Consider the following 23,387-nt stretch of genomic DNA (forward strand, 5'->3'; position numbering starts at 1 on the left):
CCATTAAAGCGGGATAAAGTAAACCTTTATTTTGCGGGTTAAAAACAAGCATTTTATGAGGAGTAAAGAATGATAAATACAATCTATATTATTATTTTTTGGATACTTATACTATTCCCTATTCTGTATGTAATTAAGATAAAGCATTGGAATTTAAAAGTAGCTGCCGTATTTATTGGAAGAATTCTATTAAGTATTATCTTTTTCATAAATGGAATAGCTTTAGGAATGCAACGAAATTGGGTAGAGCCTCCCTATGAAACAGAATGGGATTTCTTTATAAAGTCTTTATTAAACGGGAAAACTGATGCACTTATACACTTATCACTTCTAATTATTATCATTACTTTGGATTTAGTATTCATATTTTATTATAGAAATAAAAAGAAATAGGATATTCTCTCCTATTTCTTTTCTTAATGTTATAAAAATCTTTCCAATAGCTCTAACTTGCACAATGCTTCCCGTTAATATAATACGCTGATTCTGTGAAAACCGTAAATACAACCTCTACTTCTGGAAGTCCAAAATCCATTACATATGTAGTAATAGCCTTGGCAAATCGATCACGAATTTCCTGTCCACGCTCGAACCATTTCACTTCAACAAGAGGAAACGCTTCTATTTCTTCTCCATCGAATACAAACGTAGAACTTGGTAGTTCCAAGGTGAAATTATCCGTACCACACTCACAGATATCTGCGAGTTCTTCTACTAATGGCTTGCTTATGCTTTTTAATTGTTCAGTAGTAATTCCACGAAACACAACATGCGGCATGTTATTCCCTCCGTTACATAGCTTATATTTCCTCATATCATAACACAATTTATTTTGCTGCACTAACATCTATTCGTACATTTCAATGACTCCAGAAAACATCGAAGCAGTACGTCGAGTAATTGATGAAAGTAATAGTGGAACCTTACAACATAAAGAACAGTACCTCAAGATTTTGGTTCGTTGGTATGAAGGCGATTTCTCTCAATCCGTTGAGGAGCATAATTTATTATGGGAATTGGATAATAACAGCACTGGTCAAGCATACGAATTAGCGACATCGGAACAAGAAGAAGCATACATTCTAGAACAAGGGAAGTCTGAAAAACAATAATGAGGTATTGTCACATCGGTATTAAACTATCAAATAGAGATGCTCCTATAATTAAAAAAACGCTATTCTTTCTGTAGCATCAATTCAAAAAAAGAAGGGCTTATCCCCTTCTTTTTTGAATTACGTGTCCCTTATTATTTACTATAACCATGATTCAGTTTCGTTAACTTATCATTGATGTGAAAAATTCTTACTCTAATATCTTTAATACCAGATGCTTGAAGTCTATTTTTGTGCATTTCGGCGTATTTTTCAGCATCTTGTTTTTCTTCGAATACATAGATGCCTCCAGCTTCTTTCGTTTCTTCATTCTCCGTCCATATTTTCCAATGGAATCCGTCTTCTTCATTAATACTTTTTGCTAAATCCCAAAATGCCTTTTCCATTTCTTCACCAAAAGGACCTTCAAACGGAAAATCAACCTGTAATAAATATGCCATTTTCACTCACTCCTATTTATAAATTACCTATTGTTTTTTCTACGGCAAGATTCATTCAAGCGGTTATAGACGGTATACCTATCCCCCATCAATTCGACACTGTGCTAAAAACTGTTCAGCCAGTGCGCAAAGGTTTAAATTTCAAATCACTCAAGAAATTGGTTAACACCATGCCCTTCAAATTAAGATTATGTTGCCTTGGTTTCATATGAGATTTTTCTTTTTCTACATTATCATTCCAGCTTATTAAAAATAAGAAAATCCCGTATTCAATAAAAATACGGGATTTTTATAAATAAGTTTATTATTTAAATCAACAATTATTCAAAAGAAGTTCATTAGTTACATATTACTTATCCAATTAAGAAAAATTCATATACCAGCCCAAACATCTTTTCCATATCGCCCTTCATCTTGCACACGTTCCAACCAATTCCTTGCTTCTTGTTCACTGACTTCATGAATTTCTTGATAGGCTTGACAAAGGGTATCTTCTACATCCGGAGCCATTTTACTTCCATCACCACATATATAAAGATGAGCTCCATTATCTAATAACGAAATTAAATTGATTCTATCTTGTTTTATTAAATGCTGTACATATGTTTTAGGATGTCCTTCTAGGCGAGAAAAAGCTGTGTGTAAAGAGATTAATCCATCTCTTTCATCATTTTCTAATTCTGTACGATAGAGATAATCCTTTTCAGGATGACGACAACCAAAATATAGATGTGCTTGTCCTAAGTTCATACCTTTTTGCTTTTGAACGCGACGTGCTTGCAAGAATCCACGGAATGGTGCAATTCCAGTACCTGGTCCAACCATGATAATTGGTGTTTCTGGATTTTCAGGTAATTGAAAGTTTGATTGTGGCGTTCGAATGAAACAGATAATCTCATCTTTATTATGACGCTGAGCTAAATAATTAGAAGCGACTCCTTCATATGTCCCTTCCCCACTCCATGCAGGCACATTCACAACACCGACCGTAATGCTCAGACGATCCTGTGCAACGAGTGGAGAGCTTGAAATTGAATAGTAACGCGGTTTGAGCGCCGGAAGAAGTTCTAAAAAACGTTCAAATCGGATTTCACAAGCCTCATACTTTTCAAGAAGATCCAACATTGAAATACGTTTCTTTAATATTTGTTCTTGATAAATTCCCTCTTCCAATAACGATTCCAATTCCTTTTTATGAGGAGGGCATGCTGTGAATGTCACCATTTCTCGTATTTGTGCTCGAGTGGCTGCTTCTTGCACTTCAACACTATAACTAAGAAGGTCATATAAACGAACAGGACTGTCTAAAGGTATATGATTTACAGTGCGCCCACTCGCGCTCAATATGACTTGATCCTTTCCGTTTAATCCAAAGCGTTTTAAAATTCGGTTGACATTTTTCTCACTATTAATTGGCAGCACCCCAAGGTGGTCTCCTTCTTTATACGTAGCGCCTTCTGGCAAGGATATCTCAATATGTCGCGTGCTTCTTTCACTGCTAGATGATTGAAGTTCACGATTTTCTACTATAGATGCATAAACTGCTTCATATGTTCGCGCAAGAGGAGATCCTCCAAGACGACTAACAAATTGTAAACTTAATGTACTGCGTTCTTTCTCCATGTTTTTGTTAAGTTCCAATCCAAATGCCTTCATCGCATCAGACCACATGCTTTGTTTCCATTGCTCGAGCTGTTCCTCGAAATCACCACTTGCATCCGCTTCCCCGCGTTTAGAAAATCTTGTTGCTCCTTTTTGAGCCATTTGCTCATCAATGTATCTTGGAATTCGTTGATAAGTACTCGCCCAATTATGATCTCCACAACCAAAAACTGCGTATTGAACACCTTTTAGCTCATCCGGTTTTAATTCTTCCAACCACTGCACAAATTGTCCTGCATTACTTGGCGGCTTTCCATTATAAGAAGAAGTTACAATAAGAACCGCTCCTTCTTTCGGTAGACTTCCAATTCGATCGTTAAGAGCTACCACTTCCGTTTGAACACCTTCTAAACTAGCTGTATCTGCTAGTTCTCTTGCAATGCCTTCTGCTACCCCTGTATCCGATCCATACAAAACAAGAAGCGAAAGATTATCGGCCCCAATAATAGAAGGAGTCTTCTGAACTTGCTGCTTGGTTTCATGGTTTTTCAATTTCTCCTCTGTAGGCGCAAGAACAGTAGTATGGCTAATAGTTTGATTTCGGGGTAGAATCCTAATTTTAAAATCACCAGGCTTTAGCGTTAATGTTTGTTTTACGTCCAGCTGATAGTCTTGATAATCAATGAATTCAAAATGTTGAAGAAGCATTCCCATTACGAGTGTAGCTTCATGAAGTGCAAACTGCATACCGATACATGCCCGTTGACCATTTCCAAATGGCTTATAAGCGTGATGAGGAACCTTATCCAGCTCTTCAAATCGTTCAGGTTGGAATTCTTCCACGTTGTCTCCCCACGCGTCTTTATCTCTATGTAACTGTGGAATAAGAACAGAAATACGATCTTCTCCTTTCTTAATTGGATATTTCCCACCAATCACTGTATCTTCTTTTGCATAGAGACTGAATGCTGGAGCTGTAGGCCATAGACGTAGCGATTCATTTAAAATCATCCGGATATACTTAAGTTTCATAACTTGTTGGTATGTTGGAGTAGGATCTGTCAAAACCCGATCTACTTCTTCATAGGCTTTTTTCAATTTATCTGGATTCTTTAATAAAAAATAGATTGCAAAAGATAATAATCCACTTGTTGTTTCATGCCCAGCTATTAAGAAAGTGATAATTTGGAAACGAATATTTTCATCATCTAATTTTTCTCCAGTTTCCGGATCCTGCACATTTAACATACGAGAAAGCAAATCATTTTCTTCCTGATTTCCACTACTTTTACGTTCAGCAATAATATTATCTACTAAAGAAAACATAGATTGAATATCATGCTGAAATTGACGTTTCGTTCTCCACATGAGTTTGTCTTCTATATCCAGCCGCTGTAATTGGTGCATCGCCTCATCTAGAGCACGGCTCATGCTAGTAATAAAAGGATGAGGGGTCTCACGATAAAAGCTATTAAATCGATAATTAAAACCACATAAACCAATTGTATCCAATGTAAGGCGAGTCATATCCTCCGGTACATCTACGCTTTCATTCGGATTAAGCCGTGCCCATTTTTGAACGAGTTGTACGGCAAGATCGACCATCATAGCATGATAATCTTTCATTGCTCGTTGGCTGAATGTAGGCATCAAAATATTATGAGCTTTTTTCCAGTTAGGCTCATGAGTCTCGCTTGTAAATAATCCGTCTCCAGCAAAGGCGCGAACTTTCGCTAAAGCACCCTCTATACTTTTATCGAACCGTGTTTCGTCACAGACTTCTGCTACCAGTTCATGTCCAGAAACGACAATGATGGTATCACTTAAAGTTTGAATTTGAAAAATGGGACCATACTCTTCCGCTATCTTGATAAAAGATAAGGTCGGTTTATCTTTATCGATTAATGGGAGATTCCCCAGCAATCCATATGTTTTCGGCTGAGGAATGGCAGATACTTTTTTATCCATTAAAAACACCCTTTCAAAAAGCATGAAATAAAGTGAAACTTTNNGCTGCATTTTGAGGTGGGGGTCTTACTGCCCATTAAAGCGGGATAAAATATCCCATTCAATAAACAATGAATCGCCTGGGATAAAGCTATGTAATTGATTACCTTATTTTATCTTTTCCCTAACTATTCACGATTATGATATTGCTTATAAGATTCGTAACCTAATTTGTTTGTTGCTATTACATGTATAACTTGCAGAAAAAATACTAAATGAAAATGAAGTGTATTATGATAATGTGTATCAGAAATTGAAAGCTAAAGGTTGTAGTATTAGGAAAAGCAGTAGTTTCTCATGTCAATTCAAACAAATAAGATAAATAAGTATACTGTGTTGCTAATAAAAAAGGATCTGATATGAATATCAGATCCTTTTTACTATATATAATTATTTCAGTGGTTCTTTTTCAGCTTTAAAGACCAGCGCCTTAGCAGCAGAAATTCGCATTTCTTCATAGTCTAACTAAACAGTAAAAACTTATAAGAATCATGATCTAAAGTTTTATTTTTCTCTACCGATTTAACCTCTCGACAGCTTCCGCACTTGTATCTACACGTTTCACGAAAAAAACTAATAGTAGTGCAACAATATTCATGCCAAGCGCTACATAGAACGAATATTGAATTCCGGATAATAAAGCCTTCTGAGTTAACATTGCCTTCGTAGCTTCTGTGAAGGTTGTTGGATCTACATCAACCATTAAACTTTCAGCTTTTGTTTTTGTTACAGAATTCATAATCGTAACAAGAATAGCAGTACCAATTGAACCGGACACTTGTTGAGCTGTATTATTAACAGCTGTACCATGCGGATTTAAGCGAGTTGGCAATTGATTAAGACCATTTGTCATAAGCGGCATCATCACCATCGCCATCCCAAACATCCGCAGTGTATAAATAAGAATAATATGTGTGTGACTAGAGTCGAGTTGCAGGTTTGCCAGCATATAAGTTGAAACGGCTGTAATGGAAAGTCCTACTATACCAAGAATACGAGGGCCATATTTATCAAATAGTTTACCTGTAATTGGTGACATAATCCCCATTATTACCGCACCTGGAAGCATCATCAGCCCAGAGCTCAGCGGCGAAATACCGCGGACGTTTTGTACATAAGCTGGGGTTAAAATCATACCCGAAAACATGGCCACTGCGTTGACAATTGCAATTACAGACGCAAGCGCAAACATTGGGTACTTGTAAACACGTAAATCCAATAACGGTTCATTCATTTTTAATTGACGGATAATGAAAGCAATTAGGGCAATAGCGCCTATGATTAAGGTTGTTAAAACAACTTTATTCGTCCAACCATCGGAACTTGCAGAACTGAATCCATACAACAGACCGCCAAAACCGACAGAAGATAATAATAATGAGAGATAATCAAGTTTTGCATTTTTATTTTGCTTCATGACATTTTCCGATTTCCAAATCCCTAACAGTAAGCTAATGATTGCTAATGGTAATATCATTTCAAAAAGCAAACGCCAGTCATAATACTCTACAATATAACCCGATAGTGTCGGTCCAATTGCTGGGGCTGTAATCATAACTAACCCAAAAATCCCCATTGCTGTTCCCCTTTTTTCCCTTGGAAAGCTTACTAGCATAATATTCATTAACAAAGGCCCCATGACTGAAGAACCTGCTGCTTGAACCATTCGGCCAGTCAGTAATAAACCAAAGTTCGGTGCTAAAGCCGCTAAGCCCGTACCAAGAATAAAGATCAACATAGATGTAATAAATAAGCTCCTATTGGAGAAGCGGGTTATTAAAAATGCTGATGCTGGAATTAATATACCACTTACAAGCATATACCCTGTAGAAAGCCACTGAATGGTTGAATAATCTTGAATGTCTAAATCCTTCATTATCGATGGCAAGGCTACATTTAAAAGCGAGTTATTTAGAAATGAAACAAATGCTCCAATAAAAAGGATTACAAGCATTAAATATGGTGGCTTTCTTTTATGTAATGTTTCACTCATATATTCATTTACCCCTTCATTATATATTCCATTAATTCGTTTAAATTGTTTTCATATCTGCACAAGAATATATTATCCTTGCAGTATTTTGCCATACTCTTCAACTGGATATTCTCTTTTTAGTAATTCTACTTGCTCAACGTTACATCTGAAAATCTTTTTTATTGATCAAACGTTCATAAACGCGTTTGTTAACCGAAATTAAATTAGCTTACATTTTGAGGTGGAGTTGTCTTCTTGCCCACAAATAGTGAGATAAATCAACAAGACCATACACCAATTCCTTTAAATACAGGCTTGTAAATCTAGTTATGTAACCATCCATAAAAAGGAATATTACATAGGCTAAATCTAACATTACATTTTTAAAGTGAGGGGAATAAACTTATGTACCAATATTGGTATTTGAATTCAGAGGGCAACAGTGAGCAATATACGAACCAAATTGCAATGTCTTCATCATATTTACAGTCCCAAATAGCTAAAGCTGAGGGAATGAATGATTTGAAGATTCCTGAGAATTGGAGTTATCGGGTCTATCCATTTAGTTGGGATTCGCCAGCCAATTATACAAGTTTCAATCCTCAAATTCCTCCCTTCTCTTTAGGTCAGCCAATCCATTATGCAGGGATGATGCCACAAGGACATTCCGCTAATTGGACTCCATTACAAGGCCATGTAGGTAATTTCCAAAAACCTCCCTTACCCTGGGCTCAACCATTCAATCATTCAGGGATGTTCGCACAAGGTCATCTCCCCGCTTTACTATCGCCACCAGCTAAAGCTTTTAAATTTAATACCAATAATAACTGGAGTATTTTAGGAATTCCTCCAGGATGGGGAGGACAGGTAAGTCCTATAGGATGGGGGAGTAATGGTCAGCCAGGAATGTTTGGAAACTTACTTACATTAGGAAAAGGCACCATGAATGGAATCGGAATGCTTAGTAGTCTAATGGGTATGGGGAAGTTCTTCTTTTAATTAATTAGAGTAGGTAGATTCAAACATGCCCCTCAATGTATGTATTGTATGGTTCCAGTACTCCCTCCAAGTTCGTTTCCCTTCCTTTCAAATTACAAAAAATCGATTCCTTTACGAAAGAACCGATTTTTTGTAGTGTTTATTTCTTTGAAAAGTAGTCAAATCTTTTTTCACTAATTAACACTTTGAACACGGCCAATTTGTCCATCTTGTAATCGAACTTTAATGCCGTATGTATGTGTTTCACTATGTGTCAAAATGTCTTTCACAACGCCACTTACAGTTTTACTATAATCATTATCTAATTGAATAACTACATGTGAACCAACTAAAATTTGTGATTTTGTCGGTTTCCCACCAGTTGCTTGTGTTGTTTTTTCTTGTTTTTGTGTTCTCTCTTGCTGTATAGACTGTTGTTGCTGAGTCTTCTGCTCTTGTTGTTTATGTTCTTCTTCTACTCTTTGCTGCTCTTCTTGCTTACGCTTCTCTTCTTCTTCTGCTCTTTGCTGCTCTTCTTGCTTACGCTTCTCTTCTTCTGCTCTTTGTTGCTCTTCTTGTTTACGCTTCTCTTCCTCTACTCTTTGCTGCTCTTCTTGCTTACGCTTCTCTTCCTCTACTCTTTGCTGCTCTTCTTGCTTACGTTTTTCTTCCTCCGCTACTTTTTTATCTTCATCTATTTTTTGCTCATCTGATGCTACTTTTACTTTTTCTTCATCACCTTTACAAGCACTTAAAGCCATTACACACAAGCTCATAAGTACACATAATAACAATTTCTTTAACATTTAAAAATCCTCCTATATATACATTACAAATCAATAACTTTCATAGCATAACAAAAGTATATGTATTTCTTTGTCGCAATTTGTCGTATATATGTAATTTCTACTAAAAGACTGACTCTAAAATAAAAGCGAAGATTATTATTATATCGATTCGTGCACAGAAATTACGTTCGTTTGCTAGTCAATTAGACTTAATTAATGAAACAAAAGGAAAAACCTTCATCTTATGCATAAAAGGATCTTTCGATTGAAGATCCTTTTCTATTGCACATTTAACTAAAAAAATCGGTTAACTGCATAACGCTCGTCTAACTTTCCTTGCGAAACTTAGCGGATCATCAACGTCTTCAATATTAACGTAAATTAAATTTGGATCATCACATAACCACTCATTGTGTATAGACGAAACGATAATTCCCTGTTTAATAATTGTAGCAACAAATTCAGTAACTTCCTTCTGCAAGAGCGCTACCCGGCCTAGACATAATGCTCGTCCAGTTTTATTATCTCGTGATTCAAACGAGAAAGAAGTTGTTACTCTAAAACGTTTCCCTAAAATAGTTGCATGTATTTCATCCCGATTTATTGTTGCCACACATTTCCCACCGGCGAATCCTGCTTGACCACCGATAATTCTTGCAAACTGTTGACAAATTAATTCATCATTAAGCGCCATACCTTGAATCCTCCCCCCTTTTACTGTTAGGTTATGAATGAATACTTAAGTCTGAAACGGTAATGAATCTATACTATTACAAAAAAGATTATCGGAATCTAACGAAGTCTATTATGTGGTAAGGCATTTTTAAAGAGCATAAAAAAAACACCCTAAGGTGCCATACTCCAACTCGAGAATCATATCTATGTATGGAGAAATTTAGAAAAGAGAAGGTTCTAATTATAATTTATAAAGTTATTATGCCATGTATTACATACATATTACCTTATTTACTGGAAGCTGAATCCGGTTATATCACTTTCTAACCAGTCTCGTTAAAGCCATCCCAAGAAATCCAACACCCATACCTATTAACCATCCAGTTTGGGCATTACCTAACATAGATCCCACTCCTCCGCCAAGAAACATGCAGCCAACGAATACTAATCCTCCAATTCCCCAATTCGGTCGCTCCATAGTTCAATCACATCCCTTCAATAAAGCATATGCTTTTAGCTACCTCAACTTTCTTGCATAGGATGGTAAATTGTTTTGCTTAATTTTATTCAAAAGATGCGATGGTTGGCCAATTCGAATGAATTGCAGAAGGAGAATTTCATTTTTTCATATTAAATAACTTAAGAATGTGTTCCACAATTTATGACTCACCCCACCGCTATCCAGCTCAGAAAAGAAAGCAAAAACGAAAATTATATGCATCATTGACTACTGTTAATGAGACGTTACGTTAACCTCACATGAACACCCTATCCATCCAAATTTACACAAAGTTATCCTTGCTGATGGTACAATTAAAATCATGGAGGGATATTATGGGAATTTTTGTGATAACACTACTTCTTATAAACGGCACTGCAATATTCTTATTTTTCTTGTCTGTTTCACCAAAAATTAAGGCTAAAAACCTATCTTCAATAATGATCTGTTTAGGGATAAATTTAATCATAATTCCAGCGGCTTTTCTTATAGGTGGGATAACTGATTATGCAGGTGTAGCGGCTAATTATGGGGCTTATTTCGCGGGTGAGTCGGCAACAGCTCCTCCTCTAGTTAGTCGTGTACTTTATTTTTTGGGAGGATTTCTCTTTATTCAGGGAATACCGCTGCTCATACTACTTGCAGCTTTTTGGAAGTTTGCTAGAGCAAAGAAAATAAAACAAGTATAGAAGGACGAGTGGATGCCTTTTTAGAGTAGGGATCCGCTTTTTTCTCGCTACCAATACTAGGATTTCATCTCACACAATGGAGTTAATCTTAGAAAACTGTGAAGATGATTAACATTGATAAAATTTGTAATTAGTTATGCTACAAGTCTATTTTCTTTTATTTTTGGATGGTTCTTGATTTCATATATTTCTCATCCTAGCTTTATTCACCCGAACGTTGTATTAGAATTCGTTAAAATGATCGTCGCTTATGGTAGTATACCAGCTCTTGTAGCCTGTCTAATTGGGGAAGTGTTATACAGGAAAATCAAACGATGTAGAGAATTTCAATTTGGAATTCCTGTATTTATAGGACAAGCAGTTATCTATACACTTATACCATTTCTTTTTCTTTTTCCTTTTAATTTTTCCCATTTCTTTTATTTCGTTGCACCTGTTATTATGGGGTCCCTATCTTTTTATTTCGTACGTAGAAAAATATAATTAACTTCAAGAGTGTGGCAAATAGAACCCGGAGTAGTAAAACCACACTGTATAACCAAACAGAGCTCAAATAACGCATCAATTCTTGTGAAATAAACAAGAAAAATAATAGAGGTTTTGAGGAAGAAAATAAGTAATTGCGTGAAAAAGGAAAGGTATAGCTTACTGATTACTTCATGAAGTTATAAAATTAGGACCGTACATATTAGATATATCTAATATGTACGGTCCTTTTGTTTACTAGTGGTTCACTTATCTAACCTAAAGATAAGTTTGTGGTCCTTTTACAATTTGAATTTCTTTTTAAGCTTCTTATATTTTCTATACGAACGTCTAACAATGTTTAACATAAAATACGGTATTTTAATAGGGAAAGGAAATTTATAAATGAAGGGCAAATAAATTGTAAAATATGCCTTTTCTAGGTCTCTCCACTTACTATCTTCTTTTGTTTTTAAGAAATCAGATACATCGACTACATATCCTCTTCCGTTTTCCATCATCACATTTTTCCCGTGAACGTCACAAGGAGTTAATCCTTGTGCCCTTGCATACTCTAAAGCTTCATTGATATCAAGGATTACCTGCTTAGGAATTTTAATCCCCTTATGAATAGCATCGTATAAGGTAATTTCTTTTAAACGTTTCAATACTATGAAATTTTCTCCTTTATATATAAGCTTTGAATAAGAAGGATGGTTTCCGATTCTTCGGTATACTTCTGACTCTTTTTCAATTCCTTCTCCTTCTCGCGCGTAAACTTTCACTACCCAATCTTTGTATTCTTTATGCATAAATACTGCGGCATAATTCCCCATCCCTAAACACTTCCAAAGTCTAGGAATATCTTGAACTACTACGGGCTCGAATTCATCCTCACTTCTAATGCTTACCTCTTTTAATAATTCGTCCTTTATCAATCCCACAAAACTGTTTATACTCATCATTTCCACTCCGGTTTTGCTAAAAGGGGTCCCACCCACATTTTAACGAAAATATACACTAAGTGAATTTTAGCATAAAACGAGTCATCTTTTTTCTTAAAATAAAAAGATGACTCGTTTTATTTGAACTGTTGAATACTTAATATTTATTCCACTATTCATAACCCAAAACCGTACAACATAAAAAATATTTCCAACTTTTTTTACGTATTTTCATTTTTTTAGAGGCAACTGTATAAGGGCTTTTCTTAGTGCAAGTTCTCTTCGTTCATTAGCTATGCCAAATCTATGTTTGTCCATAAGCATAACCTAACTTTTCATCTGGATCGGCAAAACAGAATGATTCTCCTGTACCTGGGTGACCAAAAGAAAGATATCTGCTTTCAAATCGGATGCTTAGTACTCTATTTTATAATCTATAGACTTAACAGAAAAAGTTTCCTCAAAACGATAAAAATGAACATCGATGCTGTACGAAACCAACATCTCTAGCAAGATCCCGTAAGGTATTTGGAGATAAAAAACTTTGAATCTCTTGAGCAAATAGTTGTAATTCATCAGATACAGAAATAGACATAAAAAAACGCCATCCTTTCCTATGATTCTACAAAAAGAATAGCGCATTTTTTCATTTTAGGGGATAGTTTGTTGAAGTAGCCTAATAGCGATTGGTGGTACCCCTTATAGGATAATAGAAGTTTGCATTTTTAATTTTTTCACACTCTATTAACAAGGCAGTTATAGCATCCTGGTTTAGCGTTAAGAATGTGAATATATTCTACTTCTTTATTATCAAAAATTCCATCTATATTTTCTCTTAAATTTACACCTTCTGTAACCCTTGCTTCTACAATCATTGAGTCAGTATTGTAGCCGCGTACAGATAGATACCTATGATGTAACATATGCGGAATTTCATTTACATCTAGCTTAGCAGTAGTTGCTCCCTTTCGTATAAATATAGGACCATTTGCTTTATACGGCGAATTAACACTATGATATTGGTAATTCAGTAAAATTACCTCTTCTCCTACCTCTGCATCCTTCAAACTTATCCTGCAAGGATATCCAGGATTTTTATTTGCTATTATTTTGACTGCCCCGATACTTTTTAATACTTCTTCATTCATTAGAAATAGGTTATTAAACTCCTTCTCTTGTAACGCGACGATTTGAAAGTTATTTCTCATATTCTATCCCCCCTTAATTAGTTGTTATAAAGCATTTCACTAATGATGCTACCACTAAAGTTCATAAAACTTGTTCACTAATCCTGCCCGTTTGTTGAGGATTGAATTAAAAATCTTACAATTCTATAACAGTGAAAAAATGGCTTATTATTGTTCAATACAAAGTTGTTTACTTTTAATCAATCAGTAATGATTTATCGAAAAATACGATGAGTACAAAGCACTCTTGTTAATTCATGTTCATGCTATCTTTTGTTAAAGAACGTGAATTCAGTCAAGTTCTTGGTTTACGGTATTTCCACTATGGAAAGCACGGAATTGACTCGGTGAAAATCCTGTATTTCTTTTAAATGCATTATAAAAGCTAGATACACTTTGATAGCCTGTTTGATAACCAATCTCTGTACTATTAAAGACCGTTGTCAAGAGAAGTTCCTTTGCTTTCTTAACTCTGATCCTTTCTAAATATATTCGAGGAGTATACCCTGTTCTTTCTTTGAAAATCCGATTTAAATGAAAACGACTAACTCCTACCCTTGATGCAATTTCATTTAAAGACATGTTTTGAACATAATTATTTTTTATTAATCGCATAGTATCTTCCACAACGCATTCGAACGGGTCGTATATTTTTATATTTAGATCTGATCGGCATCTTTTGCATGGGCGATATCCTGACCTTTGAGCTTCTTGCGCATTAAAAAAAAAGGATACATTTTCATAATTAGGAACCTTAGACTTGCAAGAAGGCCGACAGAAAATTCCAGTTGTATTGACTGCGTAAAAGAATATCCCGTCATACGCTGAATCACATGATACTGTTGCTTTCCACATGGTATCTCTGGAAAGGTTATTTTGATCTTTCATTAGATTTTAATCCTCCCTTGTAGGCGAAAATCTTATTACTCAAAATCATATAACTCGCATATATAGCCACGACAATTAACGGAACAAATATATACAATTGAAAAAATGGAATCACCAGCAAACATAAAATGAAAGAGATTAACGATGTCCACCATGCCGGTGTGTTCTTCCTAAATAATTTAACGCCTGCTGCCATTGAAAGAACATAAACTAGAATCCCAAGAGAAGTTGGTATAAACAAAATATCATCAAACGTTAGTGACAAAGCTTTTGTCACTAACACACCTGCTACCGAAAAACAGATAACAAACAATACCATCTGTCTTGGAATTTGAGTAGTTGCATGCAGCCTTGAGAAAAATTTTGGGAAAGCGCCATCTCTGCTTAATGAATATCCTAATTGCGTTAGGCTGGCTACAAAAGCATTCGCTGTCCCTGTACAAATAATTAAAGCTAAAACAGCTGTAACGACTTTGGCCCCTCCGCCTACTGTATCTCCCATTATAACACCAATAGGAGACAGGTTACTTTCTTGACTGCCATACGTAGCCGTTCCAATAGTGACAAGGCTTAGCGCTAAAAATAATAATCCAATGACAACTGCACTAATAACTGCTCCTTTGACAATATCTTTTTCTGGTCTTTTAAAGTGCTCAGCCAGATTACAAATCGCCTCCCAACCGAAAAATGACCAAAAGATAACCGTTATAGCGTTCCCGACAGAAAACCATCCATTTGGAACAAAGGGAGTAAAATTTCCCCATTGTATTCTTGGAAACGCCACAAATACAGCTGACGCTAAAAGAATCAGTAATAAAGAACTTAAAATCAATGCAACTTTACCACTAACATTTACGCCGTAATAATTGGAAACACCTGCAATTACCAAAATAAAGACGGCAATTAAAATTGTTTCAAAATGCGAAAATCCAAATGCCTGACTGACGTAAAAAGCACCAGTTAAAGATACAATCGTTTGACCAACTGCTGCTGTTACAAAATAAAACCACCCAACGATATTGCCAAGATGATATCCAAAAGAATTTCTAACAAAGGTTGCTGCTCCACCGGAATCAGGATATATCCGTGCTAAACTAGCAAAGGAATAAGCAAGCGGAAAACTAATTATAATAACGATAAACCAGGATACAATAGATGCAGGGCCCGCTATCGAGGCCGTTACCCCCGATAAAAAAAGGACACCTGATCCTAGAATAGCTGAAATGTATAACGCAATTCCTTGAAATAATCCAATGGCTTTATTGTTCATGATCTCCCCCCCTTTTATAGGATTTAGTGTACTAGTAAAGGGAGAGGAATTCTTCTTGTTTTTTGCGGTTTAATTCGTTTAATAAAACAATCAAAAGCATTTTTATTATATTTCTTCTTCAACAATCTGGCCCGATTGTTGAAGAAAGTAGCCTGTTCCAATAAAGAACTTTATTGTTCAGTAAACAACTTGTCATGAAACCATAAAACGAACCGAAATTTTTCTTAAGAGTAGAAAATTCGGTTCGTTTTATGTTGGAATTTGCTTAGCGTATATTTTCGTTAAAATGTGGGCGGGATCCCATTGCTATTAAGCTAAGAATTTAAGTGTAATATCATTTAAGGGAATACTTAAGATACAAATAAAATATCTTTTCCAAGTGATACTGTTTTATTAAAGTCTACCCCGAGTTGTAACTAGTTCAATGCGACTGTAAATTCTGAGTTCGGTGCGCCAGCAAATACAACCGTTCCGTTCTCTGGTAGTTTCACTTTGTTATTGCCGCTCACAACGGTAAAATTGATGCATACTCCATTCTCATCATACACCGCGAATGAACTTCCTGATGGCAACTCCACATTCATCGTTTTCCCTGCTGCCTCTTGTGGGATCGTAAACCATTTCGCATGCCCATTTTTTTGCAGTGTAACTTTCGATAATTGACCTGTATCAAGGGGTTTTACGTTAGATTCACTGACGTATAAAAAGCTGGACATCTCCATATATTCAGTACCATCTTCTGTATAGAAATGGGCTTCCTTTGTATCCCGTCCATTCATCACAGGAATCTGAATTTGATGCGTCGCCGTATTCGGACCTGTAATTTTTTTGCCGTCCCAATATCCATCTTTGAGCGTAATTTGTGTGTTAAGAGGTATTTGTTGTCCTAGATAATTTATAGAATTAAATTTTTCGTTAATGAGGTAGAATTTGCCGCCCTCGCGCTTCGCCCATGCAGCAGCTGTTTTCTTCGGTAACACATTCTTTTCTAATTTTTGGGCTAAATAGTGAGTCAGCACATTTTGCCCCAATCCCGGCGATAATTCATATGTGCTCTCTCTCAAATAAACTTTTCCATTCTTCTCAGTGACGAAATTAAGCTTGGAAGTACCCTTTTCATTTATAAAGCTTCCATCCGCCGTATATACATATTTTTCTTCTGGTTTAGTTGGTAAAAACAGTTCTCCCTTCTTCGTAATTTCTACTTTGAAACCGCTGTAGCTATTTCCATACAATCCTGCTTTTTTTACCACATCTTGAGGCACTTTAGCCTTGACTGGCTTGCCGAAGGATTTATCTGGTTTTATATCCTTAATTGCCCCTTTCTCTTTAAGCCTAGCTAGCAGCAATTTATTTGCCAACAGTTGATTTGTCATACTGGAGCCGCCGGAGGACAATACAGCTGCTGCCATCTTCTGTTCTGGAAGCACGACCAATGTAGCATGTTGCAGTATCGTATCCCCACCCTTAGTCAACGCTTTTATCCCGTATTCACTGAATGGGTATAGTTTCACACTATCCCAGCCAAGACCATAGTTGAACACATTTCCGCTATCTCCCGGCCACATTCCTTTTTTATATTCTTCTTGTTCCATCGCCTTGACTGCTTTATTAGAGAGAATTTCTTTTCCCTGTCCCATAAATATTTGTGAGAATCGTACCACATCTTCTGCAGTAGAAGAGATTCCTCCCGTACCAATCACATTTACCATTTCACTTGGAAGCTGTCCCTGGTATGTCGGAGAATACTGTCCAGCCCGTTTTTCGTCTTCCCATTTGTCTTGTGATGTTATCGTATGATTCAGTTTTAACGGCTCTGTAAACTTTTGATGTAGAAATTCAGTAAAACTCATACCGCTGACCCTTTCTACCAAGATTTCAGCCAGTGTAAAACCGTCATTACAGTATACTGAGAACGCGCCAGGATCTGCCTTCAAGTTTTGGTTGGACAATTGTTGCAACAAGATATCATGGGTATAAGCATCATTATCTTTAAATAAAAATGCATTATTGAACGTCGAACCTTGCAAACCCGAGGAGTGATTCAACAGCATACGCGGTGTAATACGCTTATATCGTTTATCTTTCATTTTGAAATCAGGAATATAGCGGGCAACAGGATCATCCAAATCAATTTTCCCTTCGTCTACTAGTTTCATAACAGCCGCAGCTGTATATACTTTACTGGTTGAACCAATTCCGTATAAAGTATCTTTGGTTAGTGGCTCTTTCCCTTCTATGTCGTTCTTGCCTGTCTGTCCCGACAAAATAAGCTTACCATTATCAATCAGCGCATACTGCACGCTAGTCGTCTCATAGGACTCCGTGAGTAGTGCAGCGTTCTCTGCAGCAATCTTCTCCAAATCTTTGCTAGCAACTTCTTGGTTAGCTACAACCGCAGTCTTACTGCTAGAAGACGCTATCGCTCCTGTTGGTAGGCTCATCGTTAGAGCCAAGGTAGCGGCTAACACCCCATATAATTTATTTTCCATAAGAAAAATGCCTCCTTAGATAAATGATCGATTTCTTCTTTTATTTGTCCAATTACGAGCATCACATAAACTACTATCCCACCTTTATCCCTACCGTCTAAATTCAACAAGTAAAATACTTTTAAAAAGTCCAGGATTCTCGGCTCTACTCATACTGTTCAAATTGACAATCAACATACGCCTCCAGCAAAAGTATCAAATTCTGGAATACCACCTGTATGTCCCCCTATCAGGACACCGTTAGGAAGTTTAATTTCATAGATTCCTAGACCATATCCATTGATTCTTCCCTTTCCTGGAGGAACTGTAGTGAGTATTTGTTTTATTTGCTATTCTTTCAGTAATTTACCACCAAGCAAATAAGAAAAAATTGTTTAAGTCGTTACACTTCCAATACGAAAGCAAAAATCTGTTTTTATTGATTTCTTAGTTCTTATATCCGCTACACCAGCTGCATATCCCCACGTTTCTCTACTTTGGGAAGTTTTAGCGAGTATCCCGGGGTATCCAAATTGCAATGTATCTCGCTTTGCTTGTTCGACGGAATTACAATCTCGTTGAGTACTTATTTGTAATGAACTAAGTATATTTTGAGTGGAACCTGTTTTTATAATTTTGGTTAGTATTAGGTATAATAAAGAAGTTCCGGCAATGAAAAGTGCCAAATCTGCAAATGAAAGTTAACCATATATTTTCATAAGACGCTCTTCCCCTCTATTGATATAGTATGAGCGGCTGTATATTATTTCTTACTAACTACACAGAGATCATCTTCATATTGTTTGTGTTTACAAGCACCATTCTGTCATAATCAAGAGTAACTCCTCTCTTTTTTACACGTATGTTAGTACCATAAATTACTTTTTCATTTAGAATGGTCTTATTACTAGTTTGTTTTTCGTATAAATATCTCCTATTTACCCTCCCTCTTTTACGCTTCTCTATATTTGTATCCTATACAATAAAAATTTCTTTTTTCTTATCCATTTCTTACAATTTCCTTACGTTCAAATCACTTCTATAATTAGGTAGGTTTTATTTTAAAATCTCCAGGATAATAAGTGCATATATAATCCCACGATTTCATAGAAGATAGATTAATAACCTTTCATGCACATCTCTGATATTCCCTTAGATTCCACCCTCAACCTTTACCACAGTCCAACCGGCATCAACACTTCTTCACATTCTTATAAGTGGAAGTCATTATTTCATATTCATCATTGTAAAAAGATAAAACGAGAACGATTGAAATGCCATTTGTATGGGCAATTGATTGCCATTCCACTTTGTTCTCCTACTATGTTTCAAATGCGGCAAGTACTTATTATGAAAAAGAACGAGAACTGAAACACCCCCTAATATAATTGATGTTGTATGAGATCAGCTTGATAGCGATAGGGTACCGCCAGTATTTCAAAAAAACACGCTAAAAGTATACAAGATTTTATAAAGTTTTTCGTTTAATCCAGTAACAGACAAAAAACCTAAAACCGCACCAGGATAGGAAAGTATAAAAATGCATAGATCCATAGAATAAAAAAGACGATAACAAGAAGTATGTAAATAAGCTGCCCATATGGGCAGCTTATTGGATTTTTTTCAAATACGTGATATTTTATTTGTCAATATTTTTTAATCCTCATTATCGATTTCTATTGTACCTGTTCTAGCACTAACTTTTAAACTATTTAACAGATTATCAGGTGTTTTGATTTCCACTTCATATTCAAATGTAGATTGTGCTAATTTGTCATCTTCTAATTCGAATTCTTTTTTCACATTCATAATTTCTCCATTTGTATGAGCTAAAGCAATTTCACGAACTTGTTTCTCTGTATAGTTTTCGTTCTTTTTAGCATAATTGTAACCCATACCATAATATCCACCAACAATCGCAATACCACTTACTAAAATAGCAATTACACTTATTATTATTTTCTTTTTATGTTTTAACATTTTCATCCACTCCTTCATGATTAATCATCTATTCCAAATCTTGCTTCGAGTCCATTTTCTGCTTGCTCTAATTGATCTTCCAGTAAATCGTGTTCTTTTTCTTGCGCTTTATATTGTTCAATCGTTATCGTTCCAGCATGATAATCTGCTTCTAGCTGATTATCAGACAGTTCTATCTTGTCATCTAATTGATCAATTTCTTTTTTTGCTGTTAAGTACGTATTTAAGTTTTCTTCTTTTGATCCAACTGGTTTCGTATTATTTGCCTTTTCAACGATAGATGTGACTTCGTTTTTGAAATCTTGTATTTGCTTCCTATCATTCGCAGTAGCTTGTGTTTTGATTGGTTCTTGTTGTAGTTGAGAACTTTCTTTTTGCAATGTATCATTCTCCACCTTCAGTTGTTGTACTTCTGTATTGTTAACAGCTTGCGTAGAACAAGCTGTTAACAATACACAAGACATTGCTCCAATCAACATCCACTTTTTCATTCTGTTTTCCTCCCTTTACATGTGCACCTTATCCTTGCCTTTATATTACTGAACAAACATTAAAGGAAGATTAATGTACAAAAAATAAAGTGAAGACTTTTACGGGTAGCCCGACTTCCCCTAACTCCCTCGCATTCGCCGAATTTTGAAGGAGGAGTCTTACTGCCCGTTAATGCTGGGTAAAATGATATAATTATATCGTTTCTAATCTTTCTTTAATGTTTTGGAATTATAGTGATACATATAAATAAGGAAAAAGGAGAATGTTAATGCGAGTTCTTATTGTCGAAGATGAACAAGACTTACAAAATATATTGGTAAAACGATTAAATGCAGAACATTATAGTGTCGACGCATGTGGGAATGGAGAAGATGCCTTGGATTATATAAACATGGCTACCTACGATTTGATTGTGCTTGACATAATGATTCCCGGAATAGATGGTTTACAAGTATTACAACGATTACGCGTGGACAATAATACAACTCCTGTCTTGCTTCTTACAGCTAAAGATACAATTGACGATCGCGTAACAGGACTCGACTTAGGTGCGGACGATTATTTAGTAAAGCCATTTGCTTTTGACGAACTGTTAGCAAGAATTCGCGTGTTAATGCGAAGAAATACAGGAAACACATCTAATGTGTTTGAAATTGCTGACCTAGTGGTAGATTGCAATATGCATAAAGTAACTAGAGGAGACCAGGTTATCACTCTTTCCAGTAAAGAATTTGCTATTTTAGAATATATGATTCGTAATAAAGAAGTTGTGCTGACACGAGATAAAATAGAGCAACATGTGTGGAATTACGACTATGAAGGTGGCTCGAATATTATTGATGTTTACGTCCGCTATCTTCGTAAAAAAATTGATAGCCAGTTTGAAACGAAGTTAATTCATACAGTACGAGGAACTGGTTACGTATTGCGAGTAGAATCATGAAAAAACTATCAATCAAAATGAGAGTAACCCTGTGGTATACAGGGCTAATTGTAATTATTATGGCACTCGTGTTAGCTTTTATTTTAACTTCTTCAGATAAAGTTTTGCTTTTTAATATGAAAGATCAATTGAAGAGCACAGTAAAAGAAAGCATGGAAGATATCGAATATAAGCATGGACAATTAAAGATGGACGATGATTTTGAACCCTTAGAAGATGGAGTAAATATCATCATTTATAATAAACAAGGTGAGCTGCTGGCAGGAAATAGTCCAACAAGCTTTAATAAAAAGGTATCGCTTAAATCCGATGAAATACAAACCATTAAAGACGGTAATAAAGAATGGATTGTATATGATTTTCTCCATAATGCAGGCGGCGATGAGCAAGTCTGGATTCGTGGAATAATGACCATGAGCCAATTATCATCCACGATGAATACGCTTATTGTCATAACACTCATCTCATTCCCATTACTTATTCTCATTGCGGCAGTGGGAGGATATTTTATTACGCAAAGAGCGTTTCGACCTGTACAACAAATGAGTGATTCAGCTAGTAAAATTAGTGATGGTAAAGACCTTTCGAAGAGAATTCATTTACAAGGTTCACCGAAAGACGAAATGTATCATTTAGCACAAACCTTTGACAAAATGTTTGAGCGATTGGAGACATCATTTGAAAGTGAAAAACAATTTACATCTGACGCATCTCATGAATTAAGAACACCAACATCTGTTATTATTTCACAATGCGAATACGCTTTATCGCAAAGGAATAATCCGAAAGAAATGGAAGAGTCGTTAGAAGTTATTTTAAAGCAATCACGTAAAATGTCCGCGCTACTCTCCCAACTCTTATTATTAGCAAGAGCTGACCAAGGAAAGCATAATACTTTCCAATTTGAATGTATTAATATGAGTGAATTAACGGAAATCGTTGTAGAAGAGCTTTCATTAATGGTTCAAGAAGCATCGATTCATATAACAACTCATATAGAGGAAAACCTGTTTATAAAAGCAGATCAAACATTGATGATGCGTTTATTAATGAATTTACTAACGAATGCGATTGCTTATAGCAAAGCGAACGGCACTGTGAGTATGCAACTGTTCCGTGATGAAACCAACATAATAGGTAAAGTCTCCGATAATGGCATAGGCATCAGCGAGCATCATATTACGAAAATATGGGACCGCTTCTATCGAGTTGATACAGCACGAACATCTTCAAGCACTGGAAACACAGGTTTAGGATTGTCAATGGTAAAATGGATTGTAGAGCTACACGGAGGAGAAATTACGGTTGAAAGTAAATTAGGAGAAGGCAGTACATTTACTTTTAAACTACCAATTGAAAAACGAGCATAATGTATGAATGTTTGTCGCTCCAAAGTAAAGATTCTTCCATCTTTATATAAAAGTAACCGTTGCATTTTGTTCTGTTAAGTTCATATGCATATGGAAAAATATATAATGAAGCCCCANNTGGGGCTTCATTATATATTTAGCTCTTTTTGCTTTTTGTTTTGTTTATGTCTATACAACAATTTTCGGCTTATGAGAGAAATCAGTAATAAGACTAGTATTAGTACGAAAAGTTGCATAAATGATAAATCAAAATATTTAGCACCTGTAACGATTAACAGTGTTGAAATTGTACCTTTTACAATGAAAAAAATAATTATCCATAATCCGCCTTTTTTCCAGTTCATTTTTCTATTACCCTTTCCTACGTTTAAATTATTAAATAGGACAACTTATTAGAAATCTATTATATGAATAAAAAAGTCATGTCTAATTAAATGCAATGATTCCATAATAAGTGAAAATGATATTCAATGTCAATTTTATTGACTTTTGGAATACCTGTTACTTCATCTCAACCTCTTCTTACTTTGTTTCTTATAAGCAATGAACTCTTGTTTTCAAATAAAAACACCTCCATTAAATTTACATACTTTGTGAACTGACCCACGAATT

General features: G+C 35.6%; 22 protein-coding genes and 2 pseudogenes. 7 read left to right on the forward strand and 17 right to left on the reverse strand.

The features are described from left to right. Positions 1-69 precede the first annotated feature (69 nt). The gene (locus COL05_RS29820; protein ID WP_098671238.1) at positions 70-393 is read left to right on the forward strand and encodes a hypothetical protein; all 324 of its coding nucleotides are present in this window, start codon (positions 70-72) and stop codon (positions 391-393) included. 52 nt (positions 394-445) lie between these two features. Here the strand turns inward: COL05_RS29820 and COL05_RS29825 are convergent, their stop codons facing one another. After that, positions 446-778, reverse strand: a complete 333-nt coding sequence (locus COL05_RS29825; protein WP_098671239.1) for a DUF1904 family protein — start codon at positions 776-778, stop codon at positions 446-448. 76 nt (positions 779-854) lie between these two features. On the opposite strand from COL05_RS29825, the pseudogene COL05_RS29830 reads away from it, so the two are divergent. Continuing rightward, positions 855-1,112 (forward strand): annotated as a pseudogene (locus tag COL05_RS29830) (DUF6241 domain-containing protein); the annotation flags it as partial. Positions 1,113-1,246: 134 nt separating this feature from the next. Here COL05_RS29830 and COL05_RS29835 read toward each other — a convergent pair. The 3 genes from COL05_RS29835 to COL05_RS29845 form a co-directional block, all read right to left on the reverse strand. After that, positions 1,247-1,552, reverse strand: coding sequence for a monooxygenase (locus tag COL05_RS29835; protein WP_098671241.1), 306 nt, complete (start codon positions 1,550-1,552; stop codon positions 1,247-1,249). A gap of 372 nt (positions 1,553-1,924) precedes the next feature. Then, positions 1,925-5,122, reverse strand: coding sequence for a bifunctional P-450/NADPH--P450 reductase (gene cypD / locus COL05_RS29840; RefSeq protein ID WP_098671242.1), 3,198 nt, complete (start codon positions 5,120-5,122; stop codon positions 1,925-1,927). A gap of 553 nt (positions 5,123-5,675) precedes the next feature. Next, positions 5,676-7,154 carry a DHA2 family efflux MFS transporter permease subunit gene (locus COL05_RS29845; RefSeq protein WP_098671243.1) on the reverse strand — a complete coding sequence of 493 codons (1,479 nt, stop codon included), beginning with the start codon at positions 7,152-7,154 and terminating at the stop codon, positions 5,676-5,678. 387 nt (positions 7,155-7,541) lie between these two features. Here COL05_RS29845 and COL05_RS29850 point away from each other — a divergent pair, with 387 nt between their 5' ends. Beyond that, on the forward strand, positions 7,542-8,135 hold the full coding sequence (locus COL05_RS29850; RefSeq protein ID WP_098671244.1) for a hypothetical protein: 594 nt from the start codon (positions 7,542-7,544) through the stop codon (positions 8,133-8,135). A gap of 173 nt (positions 8,136-8,308) precedes the next feature. Here COL05_RS29850 and COL05_RS29855 read toward each other — a convergent pair whose 3' ends face one another. From COL05_RS29855 to COL05_RS31615, 3 genes are all read right to left on the reverse strand, one after another. Then, complete coding sequence (locus COL05_RS29855; protein WP_098671245.1) at positions 8,309-8,920, reverse strand: YwbE family protein; 612 nt, start codon at positions 8,918-8,920, stop codon at positions 8,309-8,311. Between the two features lie 289 nt (positions 8,921-9,209). Then, positions 9,210-9,596 carry a DUF1259 domain-containing protein gene (locus COL05_RS29865; RefSeq protein WP_098671246.1) on the reverse strand — a complete coding sequence of 129 codons (387 nt, stop codon included), beginning with the start codon at positions 9,594-9,596 and terminating at the stop codon, positions 9,210-9,212. A 297-nt stretch (positions 9,597-9,893) separates the two neighbouring features. Next, the gene (locus COL05_RS31615) at positions 9,894-10,055 is read right to left on the reverse strand and encodes a hypothetical protein (RefSeq protein ID WP_041184769.1); all 162 of its coding nucleotides are present in this window, start codon (positions 10,053-10,055) and stop codon (positions 9,894-9,896) included. Between the two features lie 356 nt (positions 10,056-10,411). On the opposite strand from COL05_RS31615, the gene COL05_RS29870 reads away from it, so the two are divergent. Continuing rightward, complete coding sequence (locus COL05_RS29870; protein WP_098671247.1) at positions 10,412-10,765, forward strand: hypothetical protein; 354 nt, start codon at positions 10,412-10,414, stop codon at positions 10,763-10,765. Positions 10,766-10,879: 114 nt separating this feature from the next. After that, positions 10,880-11,248: a hypothetical protein gene (locus COL05_RS29875; RefSeq protein WP_098671248.1), complete on the forward strand. Its 369-nt coding sequence runs from the start codon at positions 10,880-10,882 to the stop codon at positions 11,246-11,248. 284 nt (positions 11,249-11,532) lie between these two features. Here COL05_RS29875 and COL05_RS29880 read toward each other — a convergent pair whose 3' ends face one another. From COL05_RS29880 to COL05_RS29930, 9 genes and pseudogenes are all read right to left on the reverse strand, one after another. Further along, on the reverse strand, positions 11,533-12,192 hold the full coding sequence (locus COL05_RS29880; RefSeq protein WP_098671249.1) for a protein kinase family protein: 660 nt from the start codon (positions 12,190-12,192) through the stop codon (positions 11,533-11,535). Positions 12,193-12,634: 442 nt separating this feature from the next. Continuing rightward, positions 12,635-12,769: a hypothetical protein gene (locus COL05_RS32125; RefSeq protein ID WP_257152613.1), complete on the reverse strand. Its 135-nt coding sequence runs from the start codon at positions 12,767-12,769 to the stop codon at positions 12,635-12,637. A 139-nt stretch (positions 12,770-12,908) separates the two neighbouring features. Further along, complete coding sequence (locus COL05_RS29890) at positions 12,909-13,382, reverse strand: DUF1203 domain-containing protein (protein WP_098671250.1); 474 nt, start codon at positions 13,380-13,382, stop codon at positions 12,909-12,911. A gap of 270 nt (positions 13,383-13,652) precedes the next feature. Then, complete coding sequence (locus tag COL05_RS29895) at positions 13,653-14,249, reverse strand: bifunctional transcriptional activator/DNA repair enzyme AdaA (RefSeq protein WP_098671251.1); 597 nt, start codon at positions 14,247-14,249, stop codon at positions 13,653-13,655. Next, complete coding sequence (locus COL05_RS29900) at positions 14,233-15,519, reverse strand: APC family permease (protein ID WP_098671252.1); 1,287 nt, start codon at positions 15,517-15,519, stop codon at positions 14,233-14,235. The genes COL05_RS29895 and COL05_RS29900 overlap by 17 nt, the downstream gene beginning before the upstream one ends. Positions 15,520-15,935: 416 nt before the next feature. Continuing rightward, positions 15,936-18,011: a serine hydrolase domain-containing protein gene (locus COL05_RS29905; protein ID WP_098671253.1), complete on the reverse strand. Its 2,076-nt coding sequence runs from the start codon at positions 18,009-18,011 to the stop codon at positions 15,936-15,938. A gap of 380 nt (positions 18,012-18,391) precedes the next feature. Continuing rightward, positions 18,392-18,676, reverse strand: a pseudogene (locus COL05_RS32485) (serine hydrolase domain-containing protein); the annotation flags it as partial. 970 nt (positions 18,677-19,646) lie between these two features. Further along, a complete protein-coding gene (locus COL05_RS29925; protein WP_098671254.1) occupies positions 19,647-19,970 on the reverse strand; it encodes a PepSY domain-containing protein in 324 nt (107 codons plus the stop codon). 20 nt (positions 19,971-19,990) lie between these two features. After that, positions 19,991-20,461 carry a putative periplasmic lipoprotein gene (locus COL05_RS29930; RefSeq protein ID WP_098671255.1) on the reverse strand — a complete coding sequence of 157 codons (471 nt, stop codon included), beginning with the start codon at positions 20,459-20,461 and terminating at the stop codon, positions 19,991-19,993. A 269-nt stretch (positions 20,462-20,730) separates the two neighbouring features. Between COL05_RS29930 and COL05_RS29935 the strand changes: the two genes are divergently transcribed. Together COL05_RS29935 and COL05_RS29940 are read left to right on the forward strand one after the other, a co-directional pair. Continuing rightward, positions 20,731-21,405, forward strand: coding sequence for a response regulator transcription factor (locus tag COL05_RS29935; RefSeq protein ID WP_098671256.1), 675 nt, complete (start codon positions 20,731-20,733; stop codon positions 21,403-21,405). Then, complete coding sequence (locus tag COL05_RS29940) at positions 21,402-22,775, forward strand: sensor histidine kinase (protein WP_098671257.1); 1,374 nt, start codon at positions 21,402-21,404, stop codon at positions 22,773-22,775. Before COL05_RS29935 ends, COL05_RS29940 begins: the two co-directional genes overlap by 4 nt. A 128-nt stretch (positions 22,776-22,903) precedes the next feature. On the opposite strand, the gene COL05_RS29945 is transcribed toward COL05_RS29940, so the two are convergent. Beyond that, complete coding sequence (locus COL05_RS29945; RefSeq protein WP_098671258.1) at positions 22,904-23,119, reverse strand: hypothetical protein; 216 nt, start codon at positions 23,117-23,119, stop codon at positions 22,904-22,906. Between the last annotated feature and the right edge of the window lie 268 nt (positions 23,120-23,387).

The sequence above is a fragment of the Bacillus sp. AFS059628 genome, from assembly GCF_002571225.1.
GTDB lineage: Bacteria > Bacillota > Bacilli > Bacillales > Bacillaceae_G > Bacillus_A.

What these genes read in the sequence shown, in the direction of transcription:
- COL05_RS29820 (WP_098671238.1), top strand. Translation starts at nt 70, where the DNA reads ATGATAAATACAATCTATATTATTATTTTTTGGATACTTATACTATTC.
- COL05_RS29825 (WP_098671239.1), bottom strand. Translation starts at nt 778, where the DNA reads ATGCCGCATGTTGTGTTTCGTGGAATTACTACTGAACAATTAAAAAGC.
- COL05_RS29835 (WP_098671241.1), bottom strand. Translation starts at nt 1,552, where the DNA reads ATGGCATATTTATTACAGGTTGATTTTCCGTTTGAAGGTCCTTTTGGT.
- cypD (WP_098671242.1), bottom strand. Translation starts at nt 5,122, where the DNA reads ATGGATAAAAAAGTATCTGCCATTCCTCAGCCGAAAACATATGGATTG.
- COL05_RS29845 (WP_098671243.1), bottom strand. Translation starts at nt 7,154, where the DNA reads ATGAGTGAAACATTACATAAAAGAAAGCCACCATATTTAATGCTTGTA.
- COL05_RS29850 (WP_098671244.1), top strand. Translation starts at nt 7,542, where the DNA reads ATGTACCAATATTGGTATTTGAATTCAGAGGGCAACAGTGAGCAATAT.
- COL05_RS29855 (WP_098671245.1), bottom strand. Translation starts at nt 8,920, where the DNA reads ATGTTAAAGAAATTGTTATTATGTGTACTTATGAGCTTGTGTGTAATG.
- COL05_RS29865 (WP_098671246.1), bottom strand. Translation starts at nt 9,596, where the DNA reads ATGGCGCTTAATGATGAATTAATTTGTCAACAGTTTGCAAGAATTATC.
- COL05_RS31615 (WP_041184769.1), bottom strand. Translation starts at nt 10,055, where the DNA reads ATGGAGCGACCGAATTGGGGAATTGGAGGATTAGTATTCGTTGGCTGC.
- COL05_RS29870 (WP_098671247.1), top strand. Translation starts at nt 10,412, where the DNA reads ATGGGAATTTTTGTGATAACACTACTTCTTATAAACGGCACTGCAATA.
- COL05_RS29880 (WP_098671249.1), bottom strand. Translation starts at nt 12,192, where the DNA reads ATGAGTATAAACAGTTTTGTGGGATTGATAAAGGACGAATTATTAAAA.
- COL05_RS32125 (WP_257152613.1), bottom strand. Translation starts at nt 12,769, where the DNA reads ATGTCTATTTCTGTATCTGATGAATTACAACTATTTGCTCAAGAGATT.
- COL05_RS29890 (WP_098671250.1), bottom strand. Translation starts at nt 13,382, where the DNA reads ATGAGAAATAACTTTCAAATCGTCGCGTTACAAGAGAAGGAGTTTAAT.
- COL05_RS29895 (WP_098671251.1), bottom strand. Translation starts at nt 14,249, where the DNA reads ATGAAAGATCAAAATAACCTTTCCAGAGATACCATGTGGAAAGCAACA.
- COL05_RS29900 (WP_098671252.1), bottom strand. Translation starts at nt 15,519, where the DNA reads ATGAACAATAAAGCCATTGGATTATTTCAAGGAATTGCGTTATACATT.
- COL05_RS29905 (WP_098671253.1), bottom strand. Translation starts at nt 18,011, where the DNA reads ATGGAAAATAAATTATATGGGGTGTTAGCCGCTACCTTGGCTCTAACG.
- COL05_RS29925 (WP_098671254.1), bottom strand. Translation starts at nt 19,970, where the DNA reads ATGTTAAAACATAAAAAGAAAATAATAATAAGTGTAATTGCTATTTTA.
- COL05_RS29930 (WP_098671255.1), bottom strand. Translation starts at nt 20,461, where the DNA reads ATGAAAAAGTGGATGTTGATTGGAGCAATGTCTTGTGTATTGTTAACA.
- COL05_RS29935 (WP_098671256.1), top strand. Translation starts at nt 20,731, where the DNA reads ATGCGAGTTCTTATTGTCGAAGATGAACAAGACTTACAAAATATATTG.
- COL05_RS29940 (WP_098671257.1), top strand. Translation starts at nt 21,402, where the DNA reads ATGAAAAAACTATCAATCAAAATGAGAGTAACCCTGTGGTATACAGGG.
- COL05_RS29945 (WP_098671258.1), bottom strand. Translation starts at nt 23,119, where the DNA reads ATGAACTGGAAAAAAGGCGGATTATGGATAATTATTTTTTTCATTGTA.